Origin of the sequence: Anaerosporomusa subterranea (assembly GCF_001611555.1) — a bacterium.
Lineage (GTDB): Bacteria > Bacillota > Negativicutes > Sporomusales > Acetonemataceae > Anaerosporomusa > Anaerosporomusa subterranea.
This window is the reverse complement of record NZ_LSGP01000020.1, coordinates 92,022-108,943: the sequence shown is the minus strand read 5'-3', so window position 1 is coordinate 108,943 and position 16,922 is coordinate 92,022. Positions and strand designations below refer to the sequence as shown.

The following is a 16,922-nucleotide window of genomic DNA, read 5'->3' as shown; positions in this document are numbered from 1 at the left end:
ATATAACCACTCCTCAGAGCTTACTTACCAATGCAGAAGCGAGAGAATATTTCATCAATAATATCCTCTCCCACTGTGTCGCCGGAAATCATGCCAAGGGTCTCCCAGGCAGACCTTAGATCAATGACTACACAATCGATCGGCATGTTAGCGTCCATAGCACTCTGTGCACCTTGTAAATGATTCTGAACAGCGCGCAGAGTATTGGCGTGACGGACACTCGTAATAAACGCCCCTTCGCCTGTCTCAACTTGACCGCTATATACCAATCGTACAATCTCATCTTCCACTTTATCAAGACCGATGCCCGCTCGAACTGACACTTCCAGGACTGAGTGTTCTTTGGCCAGTTCACTGATTGCCGCAATATCCCACACTGCTGGCAAATCACTTTTATTGATCAAGATGATTGCTGTGCGATCAGCCAACAGACTAAATACTTCCTTGTCCTCATTAGACAGCGGCAGCGAACGATCGAGCATCAGGATAATCAAGTCCGCTTGGCTTGTCATGTCCCGGGCCCGTTCCACCCCGATCCGCTCAACCAGATCAGCTGTCGGCCGTATGCCTGCCGTATCGACTAATCGCAAAGGGATGCCGCGAACAGTCACATATTCTTCAATCGTATCCCGCGTTGTTCCCGGAACATCAGTAACAATTGCCCGCTCGTCCCTGACCAGGGCGTTTAGCAAGCTAGACTTGCCGACATTAGGCTTACCGATAATTACCGTACTCAAGCCATCCCGTAATATTCTTCCAGTGGCCGCTGTCGACAATAACTGGTCAACAGTATGTCGCAGTCGACTAACACCTGAGCGTGTTTCCGCCAAGCCTAACTCATCAATATCCTCTTCCGGAAAATCAATAACCGCTTCCAAATGAGCGATCAAGCCTAAGAGCTCTTGCCGCATTGCCCGCACCTGTTGAGAAAGCGCACCAGCTAAATGATTCACCGCCAAGCGTAGCGATACATCGGTTTTCGCGCGAATCACATCCATTACCGCTTCCGCCTGACTGAGATCCAAACGGCCATTCAGGAAGGCGCGCTTGGTAAATTCACCCGGCTCCGCCAAGCGGCATCCAGACTGAAGCGTCAAATCCAAAATGCGCCGTAAGGGGACCATCCCACCATGGCAATGGATCTCCACCACATCCTCACGTGTATAGGAATGAGGCGCTTTCATGACCAAAATCAGTGCTTCATCAATAGTAACTTCAGATTCAGGATCGACGATTGTTCCATAAGCAGCTTGAAACGGCTTTAGATCAGCCGCTTTTTTACCCTTCACGCTATGAAATAATTGCGAAGCAACTGCCACAGCTTCTGAACCGCTAATCCGGACAATACCGATCCCACCTTCTCCCGCCGCCGTCGCCACCGCACTTATCGTATCATCAAACATAGAACTCACCCCACGATCTTATCCCTTACCAATCTTCCCAAACACTCAGAAAGGCCCAGATGCTAGGCGCCCCCGAATTCCCCTTGCTAGCGTACTACCGTACGTGTCGCAGATGGGAATTCGGGGGCGATTCAGAACTATTGGCGTTTTAGGGCGATAATAACCTTTCGGTACGGCTCTTCGCCATCACTATATGTAGAAATCCTTGGATCATCCTGCAATGCCATATGAATAACTTTCCGCTCATTCGGCGTCATAGGCTCCAGAACTACCCTCTCGCCACGACGTTTAACCTGACTGGCAATCCGTTGCGCCAGACTAGTTAAAGCCTCAGCCCGGCGTTTGCGATAATCTTCTACATCAATAATTACTCTTGCCTTATCATCAGCATCACGATGAGCAGCTAAATTTGTTAGATATTGCAGCGCATCCAAAGTTTGTCCATGTTTACCGATCAGCATCCCTAAATTTTCACCACGTAAGCTGAAGAAGACGCCTTCATCTCGCTTACTCATCTCGATAGTCACATCAATACCCATGGCCTTAATCACTTTAACCAGAAAATCTCTAGCTAGATCTGCAACATACAGCTTTTTTACGGTGATACGAACTCGGGCTGGCTTTCCGCCAATCAGGCCAAATAAGCCTTTGCTAGCTTCCTCCAGCACCTCAACTTCGACCCGTTCAGGCGGTAATCCGAGTTCTGCCAGTCCGGCTTGAAGAGCCTCTTCCACGGTTTTGCCTGTTTTCTCGAGAAAATCCATTATTTTGCCTCCCCTTGAACCACGGCCGGTTTACGATACATCCACCACTGCTGCGCAATCTGCACCAGGTTACCGACGACCCAGTAAATGCCGAGACCAGCCGGGAAAGTAATCGTAATATAACCGATAAATATCGGCATAAATACCATCATCATCTTATTTTGGGCGCTGGTCATATCCGTAGTAGTCTGTTTTTGTTGAATATAGGTTGTCACAGCAGACAAAATGGGGAGAATATAATAAGGATCGCTTGGATTTGTAAAACTAGCCTCTTTCGTCGGATCGACGAATGTTAAGGTCTTCAGCCATAAAAATCCAGTGTCGCCCACATAGTTGTATTCTTTAATCGCAAAGAAAATGGCAATAAGAACAGGCATTTGCACAATCAGCGGCAAGCAGCCTGCTACTGGATTAACACCAGAAGTCTTATACAATTCTGCCATTTCTTTCGACAGCTTTTCCTTGTTATCTTTGTACTTTTCCTGAAGAGCCTTCATCTTAGGTTGAATATCTTGCATTGCTTTCATGGATTTGACTTGTTTCACGGTAAGCGGATATAATAGCATTTTTATCGCAATCGTCAATAAAATGATTGCTAACCCATAACTGGGAATACCGGCTGAAACAGTCAGATCATAAAATACAGTCAGCAGGTTTTTGATAATTCCACTCAAGAAATCCAATCAATTCACTCCTCAAAATATGTCTACTTGTCTATCTAAACAGGATCATAGCCACCGGGATGAAATGGGTGACATTTTAGAATCCTCTTAACAGTGAGGATTGCCCCCCGGAAAGCCCCATATTTTTCGATTGCCATTATTGCATATTGCGAACAGGTTGGAACAAATCGGCACGTCGGCGGTTTCAGCGGCGAAATGACTGTACGATACAACCAAATCAGCCCGATTAGCAGCCTTTTCGTTGTTCTCACTGCCTTTCTGCGTTAGTACGGAACATCCGCCCACATAAATTCAAAAAGGCGCTGGCAACTTCTTGGGTTTTAACCTCTACCACAGGTTTACGCCCTACCAAAATAAAATCATAGCCATGAGGCAATTTATCCCGATTAAGCCGAAACACCTCACGCATCATTCGTTTGACACGATTGCGAACAACAGCATTACCTAACTTTTTACCTGCGGCAAAACCAATTTTATTACTATTAGACTGATTGGGCAGCATATAAAGAACTAGCAACCGGTTTGACACCGATTTCCCTCCTTTATATACTGCCTGAAAACTTTTGTTTTTCCTGAGCTTATCAGATTTTTTAAGAGATAGCACAGAACACATCCTGTCCTAATGGTGTCCCAATGGTAAGAAAAGCTTGGCTTGCGCCAAGCCCAGGCAACGAAAACTGCCGCCTACTATTTTGTTGGAGAGTTGTTGGCGAAGTTACTATGCAGAAAGTTTTTTTCTACCCTTGGCGCGTCTTCTTTTCAAGACTTGACGGCCACCGAGTGAACTCATGCGCTCACGGAACCCGTGGGTTTTTTTCCGCCATGATACGTTCGGCTGAAACGTACGCTTCATCTATTTACACCTCCTCGGTCAAAAACAGCTAAAATCAATAGAAAAGACAGTTTGACACATACGATTATAGACCAGCATGTGCAGAAGTGTCAAGGAATTTGCATAAAGTAAGGCTTGATTCAGCTGGAGTTTTATTTCATCTAAATCTTAGTCGTAATTGTGACTGAGAGACGAAATCTTGATTTTTAAACCGAAGGCTCCTTTTTGGGGTTCGAGACACAGCCTGTTAAGTCCCAACCTAAAAGGCCGGGTGCTTACAGACTGTGAGAAGGATAAAATCCCCTTTGACAGGATATGACGATTTAGGCAAAAACCTGTTGATAACTATGCGGTTTTTTGATAACATGAAACCATCTAGATTATCCACAACCCTGTGTACAGTTTCAGTTTTTACAGATTAATCCCAGGATATACACAGATTATACCAGATACTCACAGGTTTATCCACATTTACTCTATATAGTGATGGATTCATAAGAGTGCGATACTGCGGACGCCGTCAGCCCGCCGGTATATTTTTTTTTCCTCAAAATCCCCTTTTTCCCGAAAATGTTATACACAGCTGTTAATAACTATGTGGATAACTTATGTTAATACCTTCTTTACAAACTAATTATTTTATGATTGAGAGGACTGAAGCCATGAATGACTCTTCCTATCTAGCATCTATTTGGGGACAAGCTCTCGACATTCTCGAAAAGGAAATCGTAAAGCCCATCTTCAATACATGGATAAAGTCAACTATCCCGTTATCAGTCAGTGACACAGTCTTTGAGTTAGGTACTCCTACACAGCTCTCCAAAGATTGGATTGAAACGCGTTATTTGGCAAAAATCCAGACGGCAGTACAATATGTCAGCAAACGACCGCTTGAGGTACGTTTCATTATATTGGACATGCCTGAGCAAAGCGCAAGCGAAGCAGCGGCGACCAAAGAAGATCTAGCGCAACCGCCGCTAGATGTCGTGTCAACGCCAACGGTACGCGCCCCGGAAAATAAACAACAGTACTCCAGAGCAATTGCCCCTGCTGTTGATGATGCTCCCTGTATCCTTAATCCTAAATATATATTTGAAACCTTTGTTATTGGCAATTCTAACCGTTTTGCCCATGCAGCCTCGTTGGCTGTCGCCGAAGTACCGGCCAAGGTCTATAATCCACTATTTCTCTATGGCGGCGTCGGTTTGGGAAAAACGCATTTGATGCATGCAATCGGTCATCGCATAAGACAACACCATCCTGATGTAAAAGTACTTTATATTTCCAGTGAAAAATTTACTAATGAATTAATCAACTCGATCCGGGATGGCAATCCGGAGAGTTTTCGTCAAAAATACCGCAATATTGACGTACTTTTAGTTGACGATATTCAGTTCCTTTCTAAAAAAGAGCATACACAAGAAGAATTCTTCCATACTTTTAACACCCTGCACGAAGCCAATAAACAAATTATTATCTCAAGCGACCGGCCGCCGCGAGAAATCCCGACATTAGAAGACAGGCTGCGGTCACGGTTTGAGTGGGGCCTCATTACCGATATTCAGGCGCCAGATCTAGAAACTAGAATTGCCATTCTCCGTAAAAAAGCGATTATCGAAAATCTCGATGTTCCCAATGATGTAATGGTATTTATCGCCAGCCGCATTGACAATAACATTCGCGAGCTTGAAGGCGCACTAATTCGAGTAATGGCTTATGCCTCACTCACCAATCGCTCCATCGACTTGGATTTAGCAACCGAGGCGCTAAAGGATATTTTCCCTCATGGTAAGCCCAAACGTATAACTATCGACTCAATCAAAGATATCGTAGCAGCCTACTTCAAAATTAAGCTTGATGATTTATCAGCAAAAAAACGAACTCGTAATATCACCTACCCTCGTCAAATCGCCATGTACCTCAGCCGGGAGATGACAGACTCATCGCTACCTAAAATAGGTGAAGAATTCGGAGGGCGCGATCATACTACCGTTATCCACGCACATGACAAGATTTCCCGTGAACGTAGTGATGACCACAAAATGCAACAAACCATTATCGAATTGATCAGGCGTATCGAATCCTCATAGTTTGACGAACCTTGTTGATAACTGCTGTATAATGTTGTGCACTGTCTGTTAATGATTTACGGATAGCATTTTATCCTCAAATGCCTGTGAATTATGTGGATAGAGTGACAAGTTTCGCTAACATGTTATACACAGGCCAGTTTGTCCCGATTACAGGCATCAACATAGTTTCCCACATATCGACAGGCCCTACGACTAATACGGCTAACTTATTATCTTATTAAGGGACTTACAGTAATATACCGGAAGATAATGAACGGAGGTAACCATCTTGAAATTTTATTGCAGTAAAGCCATGCTTCAGCATGCCGTGCAGGCAGTCCAAAAAGCGATTGCCACCAAAACACCATTGCCCATTCTAACTGGTATTTACTTATCAGCGGCAAACAATAGACTAGAGTTACAGACCACAGACTACGATATGGCTATCAGTTGTTCGATCGAGGCTAATATCGAACAACCTGGCAAAGCTGTTGTATCTGGGCGCTTCTTTCAAGAACTGGTAAGACGTCTACCTGGCGAAACTGTCGAAATATCCTCCAATCAAGAAGATTCAACTTTACGTATATCCTGCAATTCATCTAACTTTAATCTACTATGTTTTCCATATGAAGAATTTCCTGTTATCGAAAAAATTCAAACGTCGACGAATCAGCTGACACTCAAAGACAATGTGCTGAGGGATATTATCAAAAAAACCGTATTCGCATGTGCTACTGATGAATCCAGGCCAATATTTACCGGTGGCTTGTTTGAAGCAGAAAATGATTCGATTAAGATGGTAGGTACTAACACACATCGACTAGCGCTGAAGCAAGATATAATCGCTCCTGTCGAACTGCCAGCTAAAATGATTATTCCGGCTAAGCTGCTTAATGAATTGGCTCGTAGCTTATCTTCAGATGTTCCAGTTGATGTTAACATTTACTGGGAGAAGGGCCATGTTGCTTTTGAGTTTGATGATATTTATCTAAAATCTCGGCTAATCGAGGGTAGTTTCCCAGACTATAACCGGGTTATACCAGCAAAATTTGATACAGTCGTTTTCTTTGATACTCATGCCTTTCTCGATGCAGCTGAACGCGTATCACTCATGGCTAAAGACGGCGATTATAACATTATCAAATTCCGGTTTGAGCAGGATATGATTACATTGAGCTCGAATAATCCTGATGTAGGTAAAGCCAGTGAAACAGTCGCCGCGACCATGCAAGGGCCTGGTCTAGAAATCGCTTTTAATGCTAAATACGTCACAGACATTCTCAAAAATTTGGGCAGCGACAAGGCAACTCTATCACTGAATAATCCTCTCAGTCCGGCTTGTATAAGACCGGCTGATAGTGAAAAATATACCTATGTGATCACACCGGTTAGAACGAGTTAAAACGGAGATAAATATGAAAATAGAAGAAGTTAGCATTACTACCCCCATGATTCAGTTAGATCAGTTTTTAAAATGGGCTGGTATTGCCGAGACAGGCGGACATGCTAAAGAATTAGTTGAGGCAGGTTTAGTCACTGTCAACGGCGAATTAGTGCATGAGCGACGCAAAAAACTCTATCCCGGCGATATGATAAAGGTCGAAAACGGCGGTGTCTGGAAAGTGACCTCCGGCTGATCCTTTGCCGTGAAATGAGGGACTATGAAGGTAGACGAAATAGTATTACGCAGTTTTCGCAACTATACAACGGCGAAGGTAGCATTCTCTCCGACCGTTAACCTACTAGTAGGAGAAAATGCGCAAGGAAAGACAAATATTCTAGAGGCAATCTATTTTGCTGCATTAGGTACTTCGCACCGTAGCGCCGAAGATGCAGACATGGTGGCCTGGCAGGAACAGTCAGCTGCGATCGAGTTGAAGTTCGTTAGTCGCGATATCGATGGTTTACTGCAAATTCATCTGTTTAGTAACCGAAGAAAGCAAATCCGTCTCAATGGACAACCAGCGAAAATGCGGGATATTATGGGGACATTGAATGTCGTCCTCTTTTCACCCGAAGATTTATGGTTAATCAAAGGAGCGCCGGCTGTTCGTCGGCGCTTTTTAGATAATGAAATATCACAGGCGAATAAGTCGTATTACCAGAAATTGCTCCGCTATCAGCACAGTCTACTGCAACGGAATAATTTATTAAAAGCAATTCGCGATCACCGCTCTCCGATTGATCAATTAGATATTTGGGATGAACAATTGGCTACACTTGCTGCTGCTGTGACTGCTAAACGGTTGGAGTCCTTAAGAAAGCTAAATATGTTGGCTAATTTGATGCATCGTAAATTAACAAATGGCAAAGAAGGACTGACACTGCACTATACTATTCAACAGGTTCAAGCAGAATCGCCTCAAACTGCCAGTGAATTTGTCGCATGGTATCAAGAAAAATTGGCAGCAAATCGTCAGCAGGATATTGCTCGCGGCAGTACTAGTGTAGGGCCGCACCGCGATGACGTAATGATGGAGATAAATGGTCAAAATTTGCGAGCCTTTGGCTCACAGGGACAGCAACGAACAGGAGCTTTGGCACTAAAATTAGCTGAATTGGAATTTATCAAATCAGAAACAGGTGAATATCCGATTCTACTGTTAGATGATGTCATGAGCGAACTTGATGCCTCGCGTCGTGAACATCTATTAGGATTTATTAAAAACAGAATTCAAACTTTTATTACTGCCACTGATGCAACAAACTTTCCGGCTAGCTTTACCGGTCGTAAGTTTATTGTCAACCAGGGAACAATACAGGGGTGATGTTATGTTTAGCACTAAAGACATATTGCCTCTGACGCTAAAAAATCTCGGTGTTAAACGTCAGTTAGCTGTTCAGACAATCATATTGCACTGGCCAGATATTGTCGGCAATGACATTTCGCTGCAGTCTCGTCCCACTTCAGCCAAAAATGGCGTCTTATTTGTCGCTGTTAAAACCCCGGTCTGGGGACATCATCTATCGATGCTTAAAGAGCAGTTATTGGCAAAGATTCATGATTACCTGGGGCAAAAACTCTTGGCAGATATAAAGTTTTATGCAGGAAATTTTTCAAATTACGCGAATTCCATAGAGGATGAGCCAAAATTTGGTGTAAAGCTACGTTCAGTAACTCTCAGTAATGCCCAATGTATGGAAGTAAAAGAAATCGCGCATGCTGTCAATGATAGTCATCTTCGCTATCGCTTGCAGCGAGTGATGGTCAAAGACAAAAAGCGTCGCAGCCTTTTATTGCAGGAAGGCTGGCATCAATGTCTAACGTGTTCGGCTTTATGCCCACCAGAGGAAAAATATTGTACAAGCTGTGCTATTGATAATTCCAGGAGGAGACGTGAGGAAATTCGTCGCCTCCTTGCTGACGCGCCTTGGGTTGGTTACATAGAAACAAACTCCTGTGTTCCCTGCACTCGGACTGAATATATGCGTTCCAAGCAAGAACTAATTCAGAGTTTACTTTATAAGATTGACCCAAACAACCCTAACACGATTGATATATCTACCTTAGCCATGCTTTTATTTCGGATCATGCCGGAAAATGTAGACCATGAGAATATTGAAAAGACACTGCGATTTATCAGGAGGAACCGCTATGTTTTTGCACCTAGGCGCTGATACCATTATCCCTTTAAAAAATGTTATCCTTATTTCTGACCGCAAGGGCAATGCCTCAGGAATCAATAGTGAGTTTCTAAACCTCATGCAGGAAGAAGGAATGATTGTCGATGTATCTGTCGGCAATCCTAAAAGCTTTGTGATTGCTGATGATAAGGTATATTTATCAGCAATCTCGGCGTTTACGCTAAAAAAGCGGGCAGGTACAGTTATTGCTGATTTTGATGAAGAATAAGTTGATGAACCAGGGGGAAGAAAATGAGCACACAAGACACAACAGTTAATGGTCATTATGGGGCTGAACAAATTCAAGTTCTTGAGGGACTTGAGGCTGTCCGTAAACGTCCCGGCATGTACATCGGTAGTACCTCTTCGCGTGGCTTGCATCACCTTGTCTATGAAGTTGTTGATAATAGTATCGACGAAGCGATGGCAGGATATTGCGATACCGTTAATGTAACCATTCATCAGGACAACAGCATTACAGTCGTGGATAATGGGCGCGGCGTTCCTGTGGGTATGCATGAAACAGGTAAACCGGCGCTTGAAGTTGTTATGACCGTTTTGCACGCAGGCGGTAAATTCGGCGGTGAAGGCTATAAAGTATCAGGCGGCCTGCATGGTGTTGGCGTATCAGTTGTTAATGCGTTGAGCGAATGGATGGAAGTCAAAGTTAAACGGGAAGGCAAGATCCATTTCATTCGGTTTGAGCGCGGTCATACTGCTCAGCAAATGACTGTTATCGGTGAAACAGAAGAAACCGGCACAACTGTCACCTTTAAGCCTGACGGGCAAATTTTTGAAGAACTCGAATATCACTTTGACATACTAAAACAACGTTTGCGTGAACTGGCTTTTCTTAATAAAGGTATCATTATTACTTTGAGTGATGAACGTTCCGGCGATAGTCGCAACTTTCATTATGAAGGCGGTATAGTATCCTTTGTTAAGCATCTTAATCAAAATAAGGACATCCTTCATCCTGAGCCTATTTATGTCGAGGGAAATAGAGACACCACTGTAGCCGAAATTGCGTTGCAGTATAATGATAATTACACAGAAAATATCTTTTCCTTTGTGAATAATATCAACACTCAAGAAGGCGGCACCCATCTCAGCGGCTTCAAAACTGCTCTGACCCGGGCTATCAATGACTATGCCCGTAAGCTGAATATGCTGAAGGAAAGCGAAGAAAATCTGAGTGGTGAAGATGCCCGTGAAGGCTTAACAGCAGTCATTAGCATCAAACTGCAGAACCCGCAATTTGAAGGACAGACCAAGTCAAAACTCGGCAATAGCGAAGTCCGGGGGATTGTTGACACCATTCTTAATGAAGGCCTCAACGAATACTTTGAGGAAAACCCAGTCATTATCAAAAAGATTATTGAAAAAGCGATTATGGCTTCCCGCGCCCGCGATGCAGCTAGAAAAGCCCGCGACTTGACGCGCCGCAAAAGTGCTCTTGAGATCAGCTCACTGCCAGGAAAACTGGCAGATTGCTCAATGCGCGATCCAGAGCAGACAGAAATTTATATCGTCGAAGGTGATAGCGCTGGCGGCAGTGCTAAGCAAGGCCGTGACCGTCGCTTCCAGGCAATTCTGCCGCTCAGAGGCAAAATACTCAATGTCGAAAAAGCTCGCTTGGATAGAATCCTTGGCAATGCGGAAATTCGGGCGATGATAACCGCCTTCGGTTGTGGCATTGGTGAAGAATTTGATATTGAAAAAGCGCGTTATGGCAAGATCATTATCATGACTGACGCCGACGTCGACGGCGCGCATATCCGTACTCTCCTGCTCACCTTTTTCTATCGCTATATGAATCCATTAATCACAGCCGGCAAAGTCTATATTGCGCAACCTCCTCTCTATCTAGTCAAGAAAGGCAGAGAAAGCTGGTACCTATACAGCGACGATGAACTTGATCGTCTCTTAACTCGCATCGGCCGCGAAAATATCGGCGTTCAGCGTTACAAAGGCCTTGGTGAAATGAATCCTGAACAGCTTTGGGAAACGACGATGAATCCCGAGGGCCGTACTGTACTTCAGGTCCAGTTGGAGGATGCCATGGAAGCAGATTCTGTGTTCACCACTCTAATGGGCGATAAAGTTGAGCCGAGACGCCAATTTATTGAGGATTATGCTCATCGAGTGAGAAATTTGGATATTTAAGTAATGATGTATGTGTTTGGGTTTTCATTCTTGTGGTGCCGGAACTCCGGCATGTGGGTCTGAACAGTCTGCTAAAGAAGTTTTTAAACAGTCTGAGGCGCCGGAGATTTTCCGGCGCCTGATTGTTGCCTTATTTCTTTGTTATTGTTCCATCGCCAGCCGCCTTGTGGTAGTTAGCTGAATGGCTTGGCTGATTCGCCATTTTGGCTGAGGCTGAGTCTTTATTGGAGCCGCTATGCTTGGGGTCGGGCTGGGAATCTTTTGGCATTGGTTTCACCTCCTTGCAGGTTGTATTTACAGATGCATTGTCAGTTAGCCAGGCGACTTTGGATAAAGTCCTCATGTAGCAGGCGTTGCCATGCCACGATAGTTGGTACGGAAGCAAGTAGGTTTAGGCCTTTAACTCTCGAGAGCCGAAAGCTCCGAATACCTGGGGCTCGTGGCAAACGTAAACCCAAGCCTAATAGGTGCGTTGTAAAAACATACCGGCGAGATTCTTATCTTACTGCAATATAATGAAATATTCTTTCACCCATAAAGACATACTATAAAAGCTGCGGGCACCCGCGGCTTTTATAGTATGTAAAGTCTGTTTACTGAATCAGTATTGTAATTTTGGCGGACGCCGGAGATGCTCCGGCGCCAGATTGTTGCCTTATTTTTTAGTTTTTTGTTCATTGCCAGCCGACTTGTGGTATTCGACTGAATGACCTGGCTGATTTCCAATGTCGGCTGAGGATGAGCCTTTGTTGGAGCCGTTATGTTTAGGTTTGTTATCAAAATCTTTTGCCAATGGGTTCACCTCCTTGCAGGTAGTATTTGCAAAATGGTGAAAATAAATGAGGCATTATTTGACTTACACGACTGAACTTGCGGACATTGTTTAACGCCCTCCGCTGTCTCAAAACGAGACACTCGGAGGGCACTTTTAGTTAAATAACAATAAGAACAGCAGCATTTTTATTCAGTGATGCTTGTACATCAATTCCGATGATTTGCTCGGTAGTCGCCGTAAAACCGCCCTCAAAAGGCCAAGTATGTGCATTGTGTAACCGGAGCAGCGATGCAGGCAACCCTGCGAGAAGACGACAAAACGTATTCCAGGCCCGTCTACAATCTATTCACGGACAATGCCGGCAAGTTTGAGCATGCTCAAAGTGTTTCAGCTCCCTGCTGCTTTGCTCGACGTTAAGATGCTTAACTCTGTCTTCGACCTCAGCACGCTTGGCGTTGTTGAATCGATCAAGTGTGCCGACAAGATAGCCGGTTATGCGGCGAATTCGTTCAAATCACCGTCCGCCAGTACCAATATAAGAATAGCGCTGACCTTTGGGCAGTGATTTTGTTCTTGTACGTCAGCCAGATCTTCTTTTTCAAAAAAGGTACCGTTGTTTAATCTTTACTTTTTCTTTATGCAGACGCGATATATATTGACAGCGTCTTTACTTGGAGAGTGTTAATATAAAAGAAAGGTGGCTCCTGTATTGGATGCTGCTACGCTCATTGGGGGTGTGTCGGAGTGAATATAGCGACTGTAGCTATAATTTCTTTTTGCTTTGGTTTTGGCGTTGGCATGCTGGTATATCCTAAAATAGGAAATCACCTGTATTGATAAACATGAACTAACTAATTGTAGTGCTAGAACTGATAGTAGATTCAGCCGCCGGGTGCCGAACCGTTGATTTCGGAGCGCAGATAACTAGGAAAGTGGTATGATTGTTAGAGCGGATTGTGTAACAGTTAAGAATATTATTATTGATGGAATGATTGATTATCGAGATAAAATCTGCCAGGCTTGCCTTGGCCCATATAAAAAGTAGCAGAGCTTGCGTAGTTTACTTCGCGAGCTCTTGCAAGTTTATTAATATTTCAATAGCTGATTCGTACATTTCGATACCTTTCTGTGGCAATACAGGAGTAAAATAGAAGTGGCGATGACTATGCGAGTGCCAACGGGGTGAATTATGATCAACAATGACAACCAGCCGCCCGAAGAGCAAACAGGACTAGAGGAAAAAGGAAAACTAACCGTGTTTCTCGGGGCAGCTCCAGGCGTAGGTAAAACATATAAAATGTTAGAGACTGCTCGTCAGAGGCAAGAGGAAGGCGCTGACGTAATTATAGGCTGGGTTGAGACCCACGATATTCCCTCAGTTGAACAACTTGCTGCCGCTCTTCCACGGATTCCTGTCAAGAGCTGCATTCATCAAGGGAGATTGGTCCGTGAAATGGACGTTGACGCGATTCTAGAGCGAAAGCCGGAACTTGTTCTGATTGACGACATTGCCCACACCAATATTCCTGGTTCTCGGCACGTTCGCCGATTTCAGGATGTACAGGAGTTACTCAAGGCCGGGATAGATATCTACACTACTGTTAGTATCCAACATATCGAAAGTCTAAACGATATCGTTGCCCAGATAACGGGAATTACAGTAAAGGAAACTGTACCTGATTATATTCTCGAACAAGCTGATTCTCTTCAACTGATCGATATCCCTCCAAATGAATTGCTCAAGCGCATTAAAGAAGGTAAAGCTTATGCCGGAGAACAGCGTGAGCAAGAACTTAAGCAATTTTTCCGTTCTGGGAATATTACTGCGTTGCGGGAATTAGCGCTTCGTTTTACCGCGAATAGCGTGGATGAAGAATTAGAGCAATATATGAAACGACATCGGATTAATGGGCCGTGGCCGGCAGCTAGCCGAATAATGGTTTGTGTAAGCGCCAGTCCCTTTTCTTCGCAGCTCATTCGAGCAGCACACCGTTTATCCGTTGGGCTGCATTCCGAATTCATTGCAGTACATGTAGAAGCGTCTACACACAACTCCACTGATGATGAACAAAGAGTGCGCTTGGCTAGGAATCTGCGTCTGGCTGAAGAATTGGGAGCGACTACCTTGACCGTGGTGGGATGCGATTTACCGAATGAGCTTATCAAAGTTGCAAAAGCGCATAATGTAACCGCGATTGTTGTAGGAAAACCGCGTCATAGCTGGCTGCAAGAATTATTGCACGGATCGTTAGTTGAGCAATTGATTCGTCTTAGTGGCGGCATTAACGTGTATGTGATACAAGCTTCTGCTGAAACTAAAAAGTCGCCTAAAGTAGTGACAAAACTGCCAGCGGAAGAGCAGTCAAACTGGAAGAATTATCTTGGTGGACTGCTAATGGCTGGCTTGGTCTCAGTTGTTAGTTGGTTTTTTGCTGAAGAACTTCAGCCTGTCAACATTGCGCTCCTTTATTTGATGCCAGTCCTCTTATCAGCAGTTTGGTGGGGGCGTTGGCCTTCTTATGTAACAGCATTTTTAAGTGTACTTCTATTTGACTTCTTGTTTGTTCCGCCTATATTTACCTTTACAGTTGCAGATATCCCCTATGCCTGGAGCTTTCTCATTTTTCTCTTAGTGTCGTATTTTATTGGAGGTAGAACTGAGCTCCTGCGAGTACAGGCGAAAACCGCTTATCATCGCGAACGCATCACTCGTGCTCTATATGAATTTAGCCGCAAAATTGCATCAACTTCTGACTCTACCTCTATCGCGGAGCGTTTGGCAACACATGCGGCAGAGACATTTGGACGCCAGACATTAGTATTGCTACCAGACAATGAGGCAAAACTAAGTGTCAGGGGCGGTTTTGAACCTGAACAAGGTCGCTCTGAGGCTGATGCTAAAGAACTGCCTATAAATGAATCAGTCGTCGCCCAATGGGCCTTCGAGCAGGGACAGGTGGCGGGATGCTCTACAGATACCTTCTCTGAAATGCAATATATACATGTGCCCCTGTTAAGCCGCGGTAACGCGGTTGGTGTTATGAGTATTCGTATTTTAGGTATGCAGATAACGCCTGAGGAACAACGATGCATTGATGCCTGGGCTGGCCTAGCGGCAATTTCTGTAGAACGTGTCAAACTGACGGAAGCTGCTAGGGAAGCAGCTATGTTGGTTGAAGCCGACAAATTACACACTGCATTGTTCAACTCGATTTCCCATGAGTTGCGCACCCCATTATCATCAATCAGTGGCTCTGTTTCCACCTTGTTGGAGTCAGGAGCTATGTATAACAGGGAACAGCAGACAGAACTTCTCGAGACAATCCAGGAGGGGGCGTCTCGTATGGAGAGAATAGTGATTAATCTGTTGGATTCTGCACGACTAGAATCCGGAATGTTGACACTAAAAAAAGATTGGTGTGATATAGAGGATTTGATTGGTACAACGATTCGACGGTTCGGGAAGAAAAATACAGATCACATCATTGAAGTAGACGTATCACCAGATTTACCTCTCATCCAGGCGGATTTTGTCCTCTTGGAGCAGGTACTATTGAATTTGCTTGATAACGCCAAGAAGTATTCACCTACCGACAGTGTAATTACGATTGCCGCCAAGCAAGAAGCGGACAGTATCGTAATGTCTGTTCAAGACCAGGGTGCAGGTATCCCCAATGATGAGTTAGTGCGGGTGTTTGATAAGTTTTTCAGGGTCCGTCAGGACCGGCAGATTCCGGGAACAGGTCTGGGTTTGTCTATTTGTAAGGGCATTGTTGAAGCGCATCGCGGACGCATTTGGGCAGAAAACCGACCGGACGGCGGCACTGATCTATATATCTCGCTACCCACCTGTAAGTATGCCCCGATAATGGAAGCAGAGGATGAGGCAAAATGAGTGCTAGTGGCTACAAAGTTCTGATTATTGATGATGACCCACCGATCCGCAAGCTGCTAAAGGTTTCACTTGGCGCGCATGGTTATTTGCTCGATGAGGCCGCTTGCGCTCAGGACGGCATTACCCGCGCTGCTTTTTTTCATCCTGATATAATTATTTTAGATTTAGGACTGCCAGATTTCGACGGTAAAAAGGCCATCAAAGAAATCCGGGAATGGGCAAAAACGCCAATTATTATTCTTACTGCTCGAGATCAGGAAGCGGAAAAGATCGAAGCACTTGACGCCGGTGCTGATGATTATCTCACTAAGCCCTTCGGAATAGGTGAATTACTCGCCCGGATGCGGGTTTGTCTTCGTCGATCAAGCCGAGCTGACAGTGAACCTATCGTGCAATGCGGTGATCTCTCTGTCGATTTCGTTCAGCGCCGTGTCCTGGTTGGAGAACGAGAAATCAAACTAACTCCAACAGAGTACGAGTTGGTGAAAATCTTGGCGCAAAATGCTGGCCGGGTAATGACCCATCAACAATTACTAAAGGCAATATGGGGCAATGCCTACTCTGAAGACACGCATTATATCAGAGTCTACATTGGTCAGCTTCGGCGAAAGATTGAGCCTGATCCGACTCAGCCCCGGTACATTGTCACTGAATCTGGCGTTGGCTATCGTTTGTTATGCCAATAATTTATCTGAACAAGTAAAGGTG

At 44.6% G+C, this 16,922-nt stretch carries 18 protein-coding genes and 1 pseudogene; 9 read left to right on the top strand and 10 right to left on the bottom strand.

Going from position 1 to position 16,922, the window contains the following annotated elements:
• Positions 1-20: 20 nt before the first annotated feature.
• The 6 genes from mnmE to rpmH form a co-directional block, all read right to left on the bottom strand.
• Positions 21-1,403 carry a tRNA uridine-5-carboxymethylaminomethyl(34) synthesis GTPase MnmE gene (gene mnmE, locus AXX12_RS12895; protein WP_066243379.1) on the bottom strand — a complete coding sequence of 461 codons (1,383 nt, stop codon included), beginning with the start codon at positions 1,401-1,403 and terminating at the stop codon, positions 21-23.
• 137 nt (positions 1,404-1,540) lie between these two features.
• Positions 1,541-2,167, bottom strand: a complete 627-nt coding sequence (gene jag / locus AXX12_RS12890; RefSeq protein ID WP_066243377.1) for an RNA-binding cell elongation regulator Jag/EloR — start codon at positions 2,165-2,167, stop codon at positions 1,541-1,543.
• Positions 2,167-2,850 carry a YidC/Oxa1 family membrane protein insertase gene (locus tag AXX12_RS12885; protein WP_066243376.1) on the bottom strand — a complete coding sequence of 228 codons (684 nt, stop codon included), beginning with the start codon at positions 2,848-2,850 and terminating at the stop codon, positions 2,167-2,169. The genes jag and AXX12_RS12885 overlap by 1 nt, the downstream gene beginning before the upstream one ends.
• 35 nt (positions 2,851-2,885) lie before the next feature.
• Positions 2,886-3,101 (bottom strand): membrane protein insertion efficiency factor YidD, encoded by a 216-nt coding sequence (yidD, locus tag AXX12_RS18820; protein ID WP_074431371.1) that lies wholly within the window; start codon positions 3,099-3,101, stop codon positions 2,886-2,888.
• Positions 3,098-3,463, bottom strand: coding sequence for a ribonuclease P protein component (gene rnpA, locus AXX12_RS12880; protein ID WP_066243374.1), 366 nt, complete (start codon positions 3,461-3,463; stop codon positions 3,098-3,100). The genes yidD and rnpA overlap by 4 nt, the downstream gene beginning before the upstream one ends.
• Positions 3,464-3,568: 105 nt before the next feature.
• A complete protein-coding gene (gene rpmH, locus AXX12_RS12875; protein ID WP_066243371.1) occupies positions 3,569-3,703 on the bottom strand; it encodes a 50S ribosomal protein L34 in 135 nt (44 codons plus the stop codon).
• A 641-nt stretch (positions 3,704-4,344) separates the two neighbouring features.
• On the opposite strand from rpmH, the gene dnaA reads away from it, so the two are divergent.
• The 7 genes from dnaA to gyrB all read left to right on the top strand — a co-directional run bounded on the left by dnaA (position 4,345) and on the right by gyrB (position 11,544).
• The gene (gene dnaA, locus AXX12_RS12870; RefSeq protein WP_066243369.1) at positions 4,345-5,772 is read left to right on the top strand and encodes a chromosomal replication initiator protein DnaA; all 1,428 of its coding nucleotides are present in this window, start codon (positions 4,345-4,347) and stop codon (positions 5,770-5,772) included.
• A 271-nt stretch (positions 5,773-6,043) separates the two neighbouring features.
• Positions 6,044-7,156, top strand: coding sequence for a DNA polymerase III subunit beta (gene dnaN, locus AXX12_RS12865; protein WP_066243368.1), 1,113 nt, complete (start codon positions 6,044-6,046; stop codon positions 7,154-7,156).
• 19 nt (positions 7,157-7,175) lie between these two features.
• The gene (locus AXX12_RS12860; RefSeq protein WP_066243912.1) at positions 7,176-7,391 is read left to right on the top strand and encodes an RNA-binding S4 domain-containing protein; all 216 of its coding nucleotides are present in this window, start codon (positions 7,176-7,178) and stop codon (positions 7,389-7,391) included.
• A 24-nt stretch (positions 7,392-7,415) separates the two neighbouring features.
• Positions 7,416-8,522, top strand: a complete 1,107-nt coding sequence (gene recF / locus AXX12_RS12855) for a DNA replication/repair protein RecF (protein WP_066243367.1) — start codon at positions 7,416-7,418, stop codon at positions 8,520-8,522.
• 4 nt (positions 8,523-8,526) lie between these two features.
• The gene (locus AXX12_RS12850; RefSeq protein ID WP_066243364.1) at positions 8,527-9,372 is read left to right on the top strand and encodes a DciA family protein; all 846 of its coding nucleotides are present in this window, start codon (positions 8,527-8,529) and stop codon (positions 9,370-9,372) included.
• The gene (remB, locus tag AXX12_RS12845) at positions 9,350-9,607 is read left to right on the top strand and encodes an extracellular matrix regulator RemB (protein WP_066243362.1); all 258 of its coding nucleotides are present in this window, start codon (positions 9,350-9,352) and stop codon (positions 9,605-9,607) included. Before AXX12_RS12850 ends, remB begins: the two co-directional genes overlap by 23 nt.
• 23 nt (positions 9,608-9,630) lie before the next feature.
• The gene (gyrB, locus tag AXX12_RS12840) at positions 9,631-11,544 is read left to right on the top strand and encodes a DNA topoisomerase (ATP-hydrolyzing) subunit B (RefSeq protein WP_066243359.1); all 1,914 of its coding nucleotides are present in this window, start codon (positions 9,631-9,633) and stop codon (positions 11,542-11,544) included.
• A gap of 130 nt (positions 11,545-11,674) precedes the next feature.
• Here the strand turns inward: gyrB and AXX12_RS19390 are convergent, their stop codons facing one another.
• The 4 genes and pseudogenes from AXX12_RS19390 to nrdD form a co-directional block, all read right to left on the bottom strand.
• A complete protein-coding gene (locus AXX12_RS19390) occupies positions 11,675-11,812 on the bottom strand; it encodes a hypothetical protein (RefSeq protein WP_156478664.1) in 138 nt (45 codons plus the stop codon).
• Positions 11,813-12,199: 387 nt separating this feature from the next.
• Positions 12,200-12,337 carry a hypothetical protein gene (locus AXX12_RS19385; RefSeq protein ID WP_156478663.1) on the bottom strand — a complete coding sequence of 46 codons (138 nt, stop codon included), beginning with the start codon at positions 12,335-12,337 and terminating at the stop codon, positions 12,200-12,202.
• A 171-nt stretch (positions 12,338-12,508) separates the two neighbouring features.
• Complete coding sequence (locus AXX12_RS19380) at positions 12,509-12,643, bottom strand: hypothetical protein (RefSeq protein ID WP_331711625.1); 135 nt, start codon at positions 12,641-12,643, stop codon at positions 12,509-12,511.
• A 22-nt stretch (positions 12,644-12,665) separates the two neighbouring features.
• Positions 12,666-12,833 (bottom strand): annotated as a pseudogene (nrdD, locus tag AXX12_RS20290) (anaerobic ribonucleoside-triphosphate reductase); the annotation flags it as partial.
• A gap of 675 nt (positions 12,834-13,508) precedes the next feature.
• Between nrdD and AXX12_RS12830 the strand changes: the two are divergent.
• Complete coding sequence (locus AXX12_RS12830; RefSeq protein ID WP_066243353.1) at positions 13,509-16,214, top strand: sensor histidine kinase; 2,706 nt, start codon at positions 13,509-13,511, stop codon at positions 16,212-16,214.
• Positions 16,211-16,900, top strand: coding sequence for a response regulator (locus tag AXX12_RS12825; RefSeq protein ID WP_066243350.1), 690 nt, complete (start codon positions 16,211-16,213; stop codon positions 16,898-16,900). The genes AXX12_RS12830 and AXX12_RS12825 overlap by 4 nt, the downstream gene beginning before the upstream one ends.
• Positions 16,901-16,922: the final 22 nt, after the last annotated feature.

Coding starts and splice junctions, on each gene's coding strand:
- mnmE (WP_066243379.1), bottom strand. CDS start 1,403: ATGTTTGATGATACGATAAGTGCGGTGGCGACGGCGGCGGGAGAAGGT.
- jag (WP_066243377.1), bottom strand. CDS start 2,167: ATGGATTTTCTCGAGAAAACAGGCAAAACCGTGGAAGAGGCTCTTCAA.
- rnpA (WP_066243374.1), bottom strand. CDS start 3,463: ATGTGTTCTGTGCTATCTCTTAAAAAATCTGATAAGCTCAGGAAAAAC.
- rpmH (WP_066243371.1), bottom strand. CDS start 3,703: ATGAAGCGTACGTTTCAGCCGAACGTATCATGGCGGAAAAAAACCCAC.
- dnaA (WP_066243369.1), top strand. CDS start 4,345: ATGAATGACTCTTCCTATCTAGCATCTATTTGGGGACAAGCTCTCGAC.
- recF (WP_066243367.1), top strand. CDS start 7,416: ATGAAGGTAGACGAAATAGTATTACGCAGTTTTCGCAACTATACAACG.
- AXX12_RS12850 (WP_066243364.1), top strand. CDS start 8,527: ATGTTTAGCACTAAAGACATATTGCCTCTGACGCTAAAAAATCTCGGT.
- remB (WP_066243362.1), top strand. CDS start 9,350: ATGTTTTTGCACCTAGGCGCTGATACCATTATCCCTTTAAAAAATGTT.
- gyrB (WP_066243359.1), top strand. CDS start 9,631: ATGAGCACACAAGACACAACAGTTAATGGTCATTATGGGGCTGAACAA.
- AXX12_RS19390 (WP_156478664.1), bottom strand. CDS start 11,812: ATGCCAAAAGATTCCCAGCCCGACCCCAAGCATAGCGGCTCCAATAAA.
- AXX12_RS12830 (WP_066243353.1), top strand. CDS start 13,509: ATGATCAACAATGACAACCAGCCGCCCGAAGAGCAAACAGGACTAGAG.
- AXX12_RS12825 (WP_066243350.1), top strand. CDS start 16,211: ATGAGTGCTAGTGGCTACAAAGTTCTGATTATTGATGATGACCCACCG.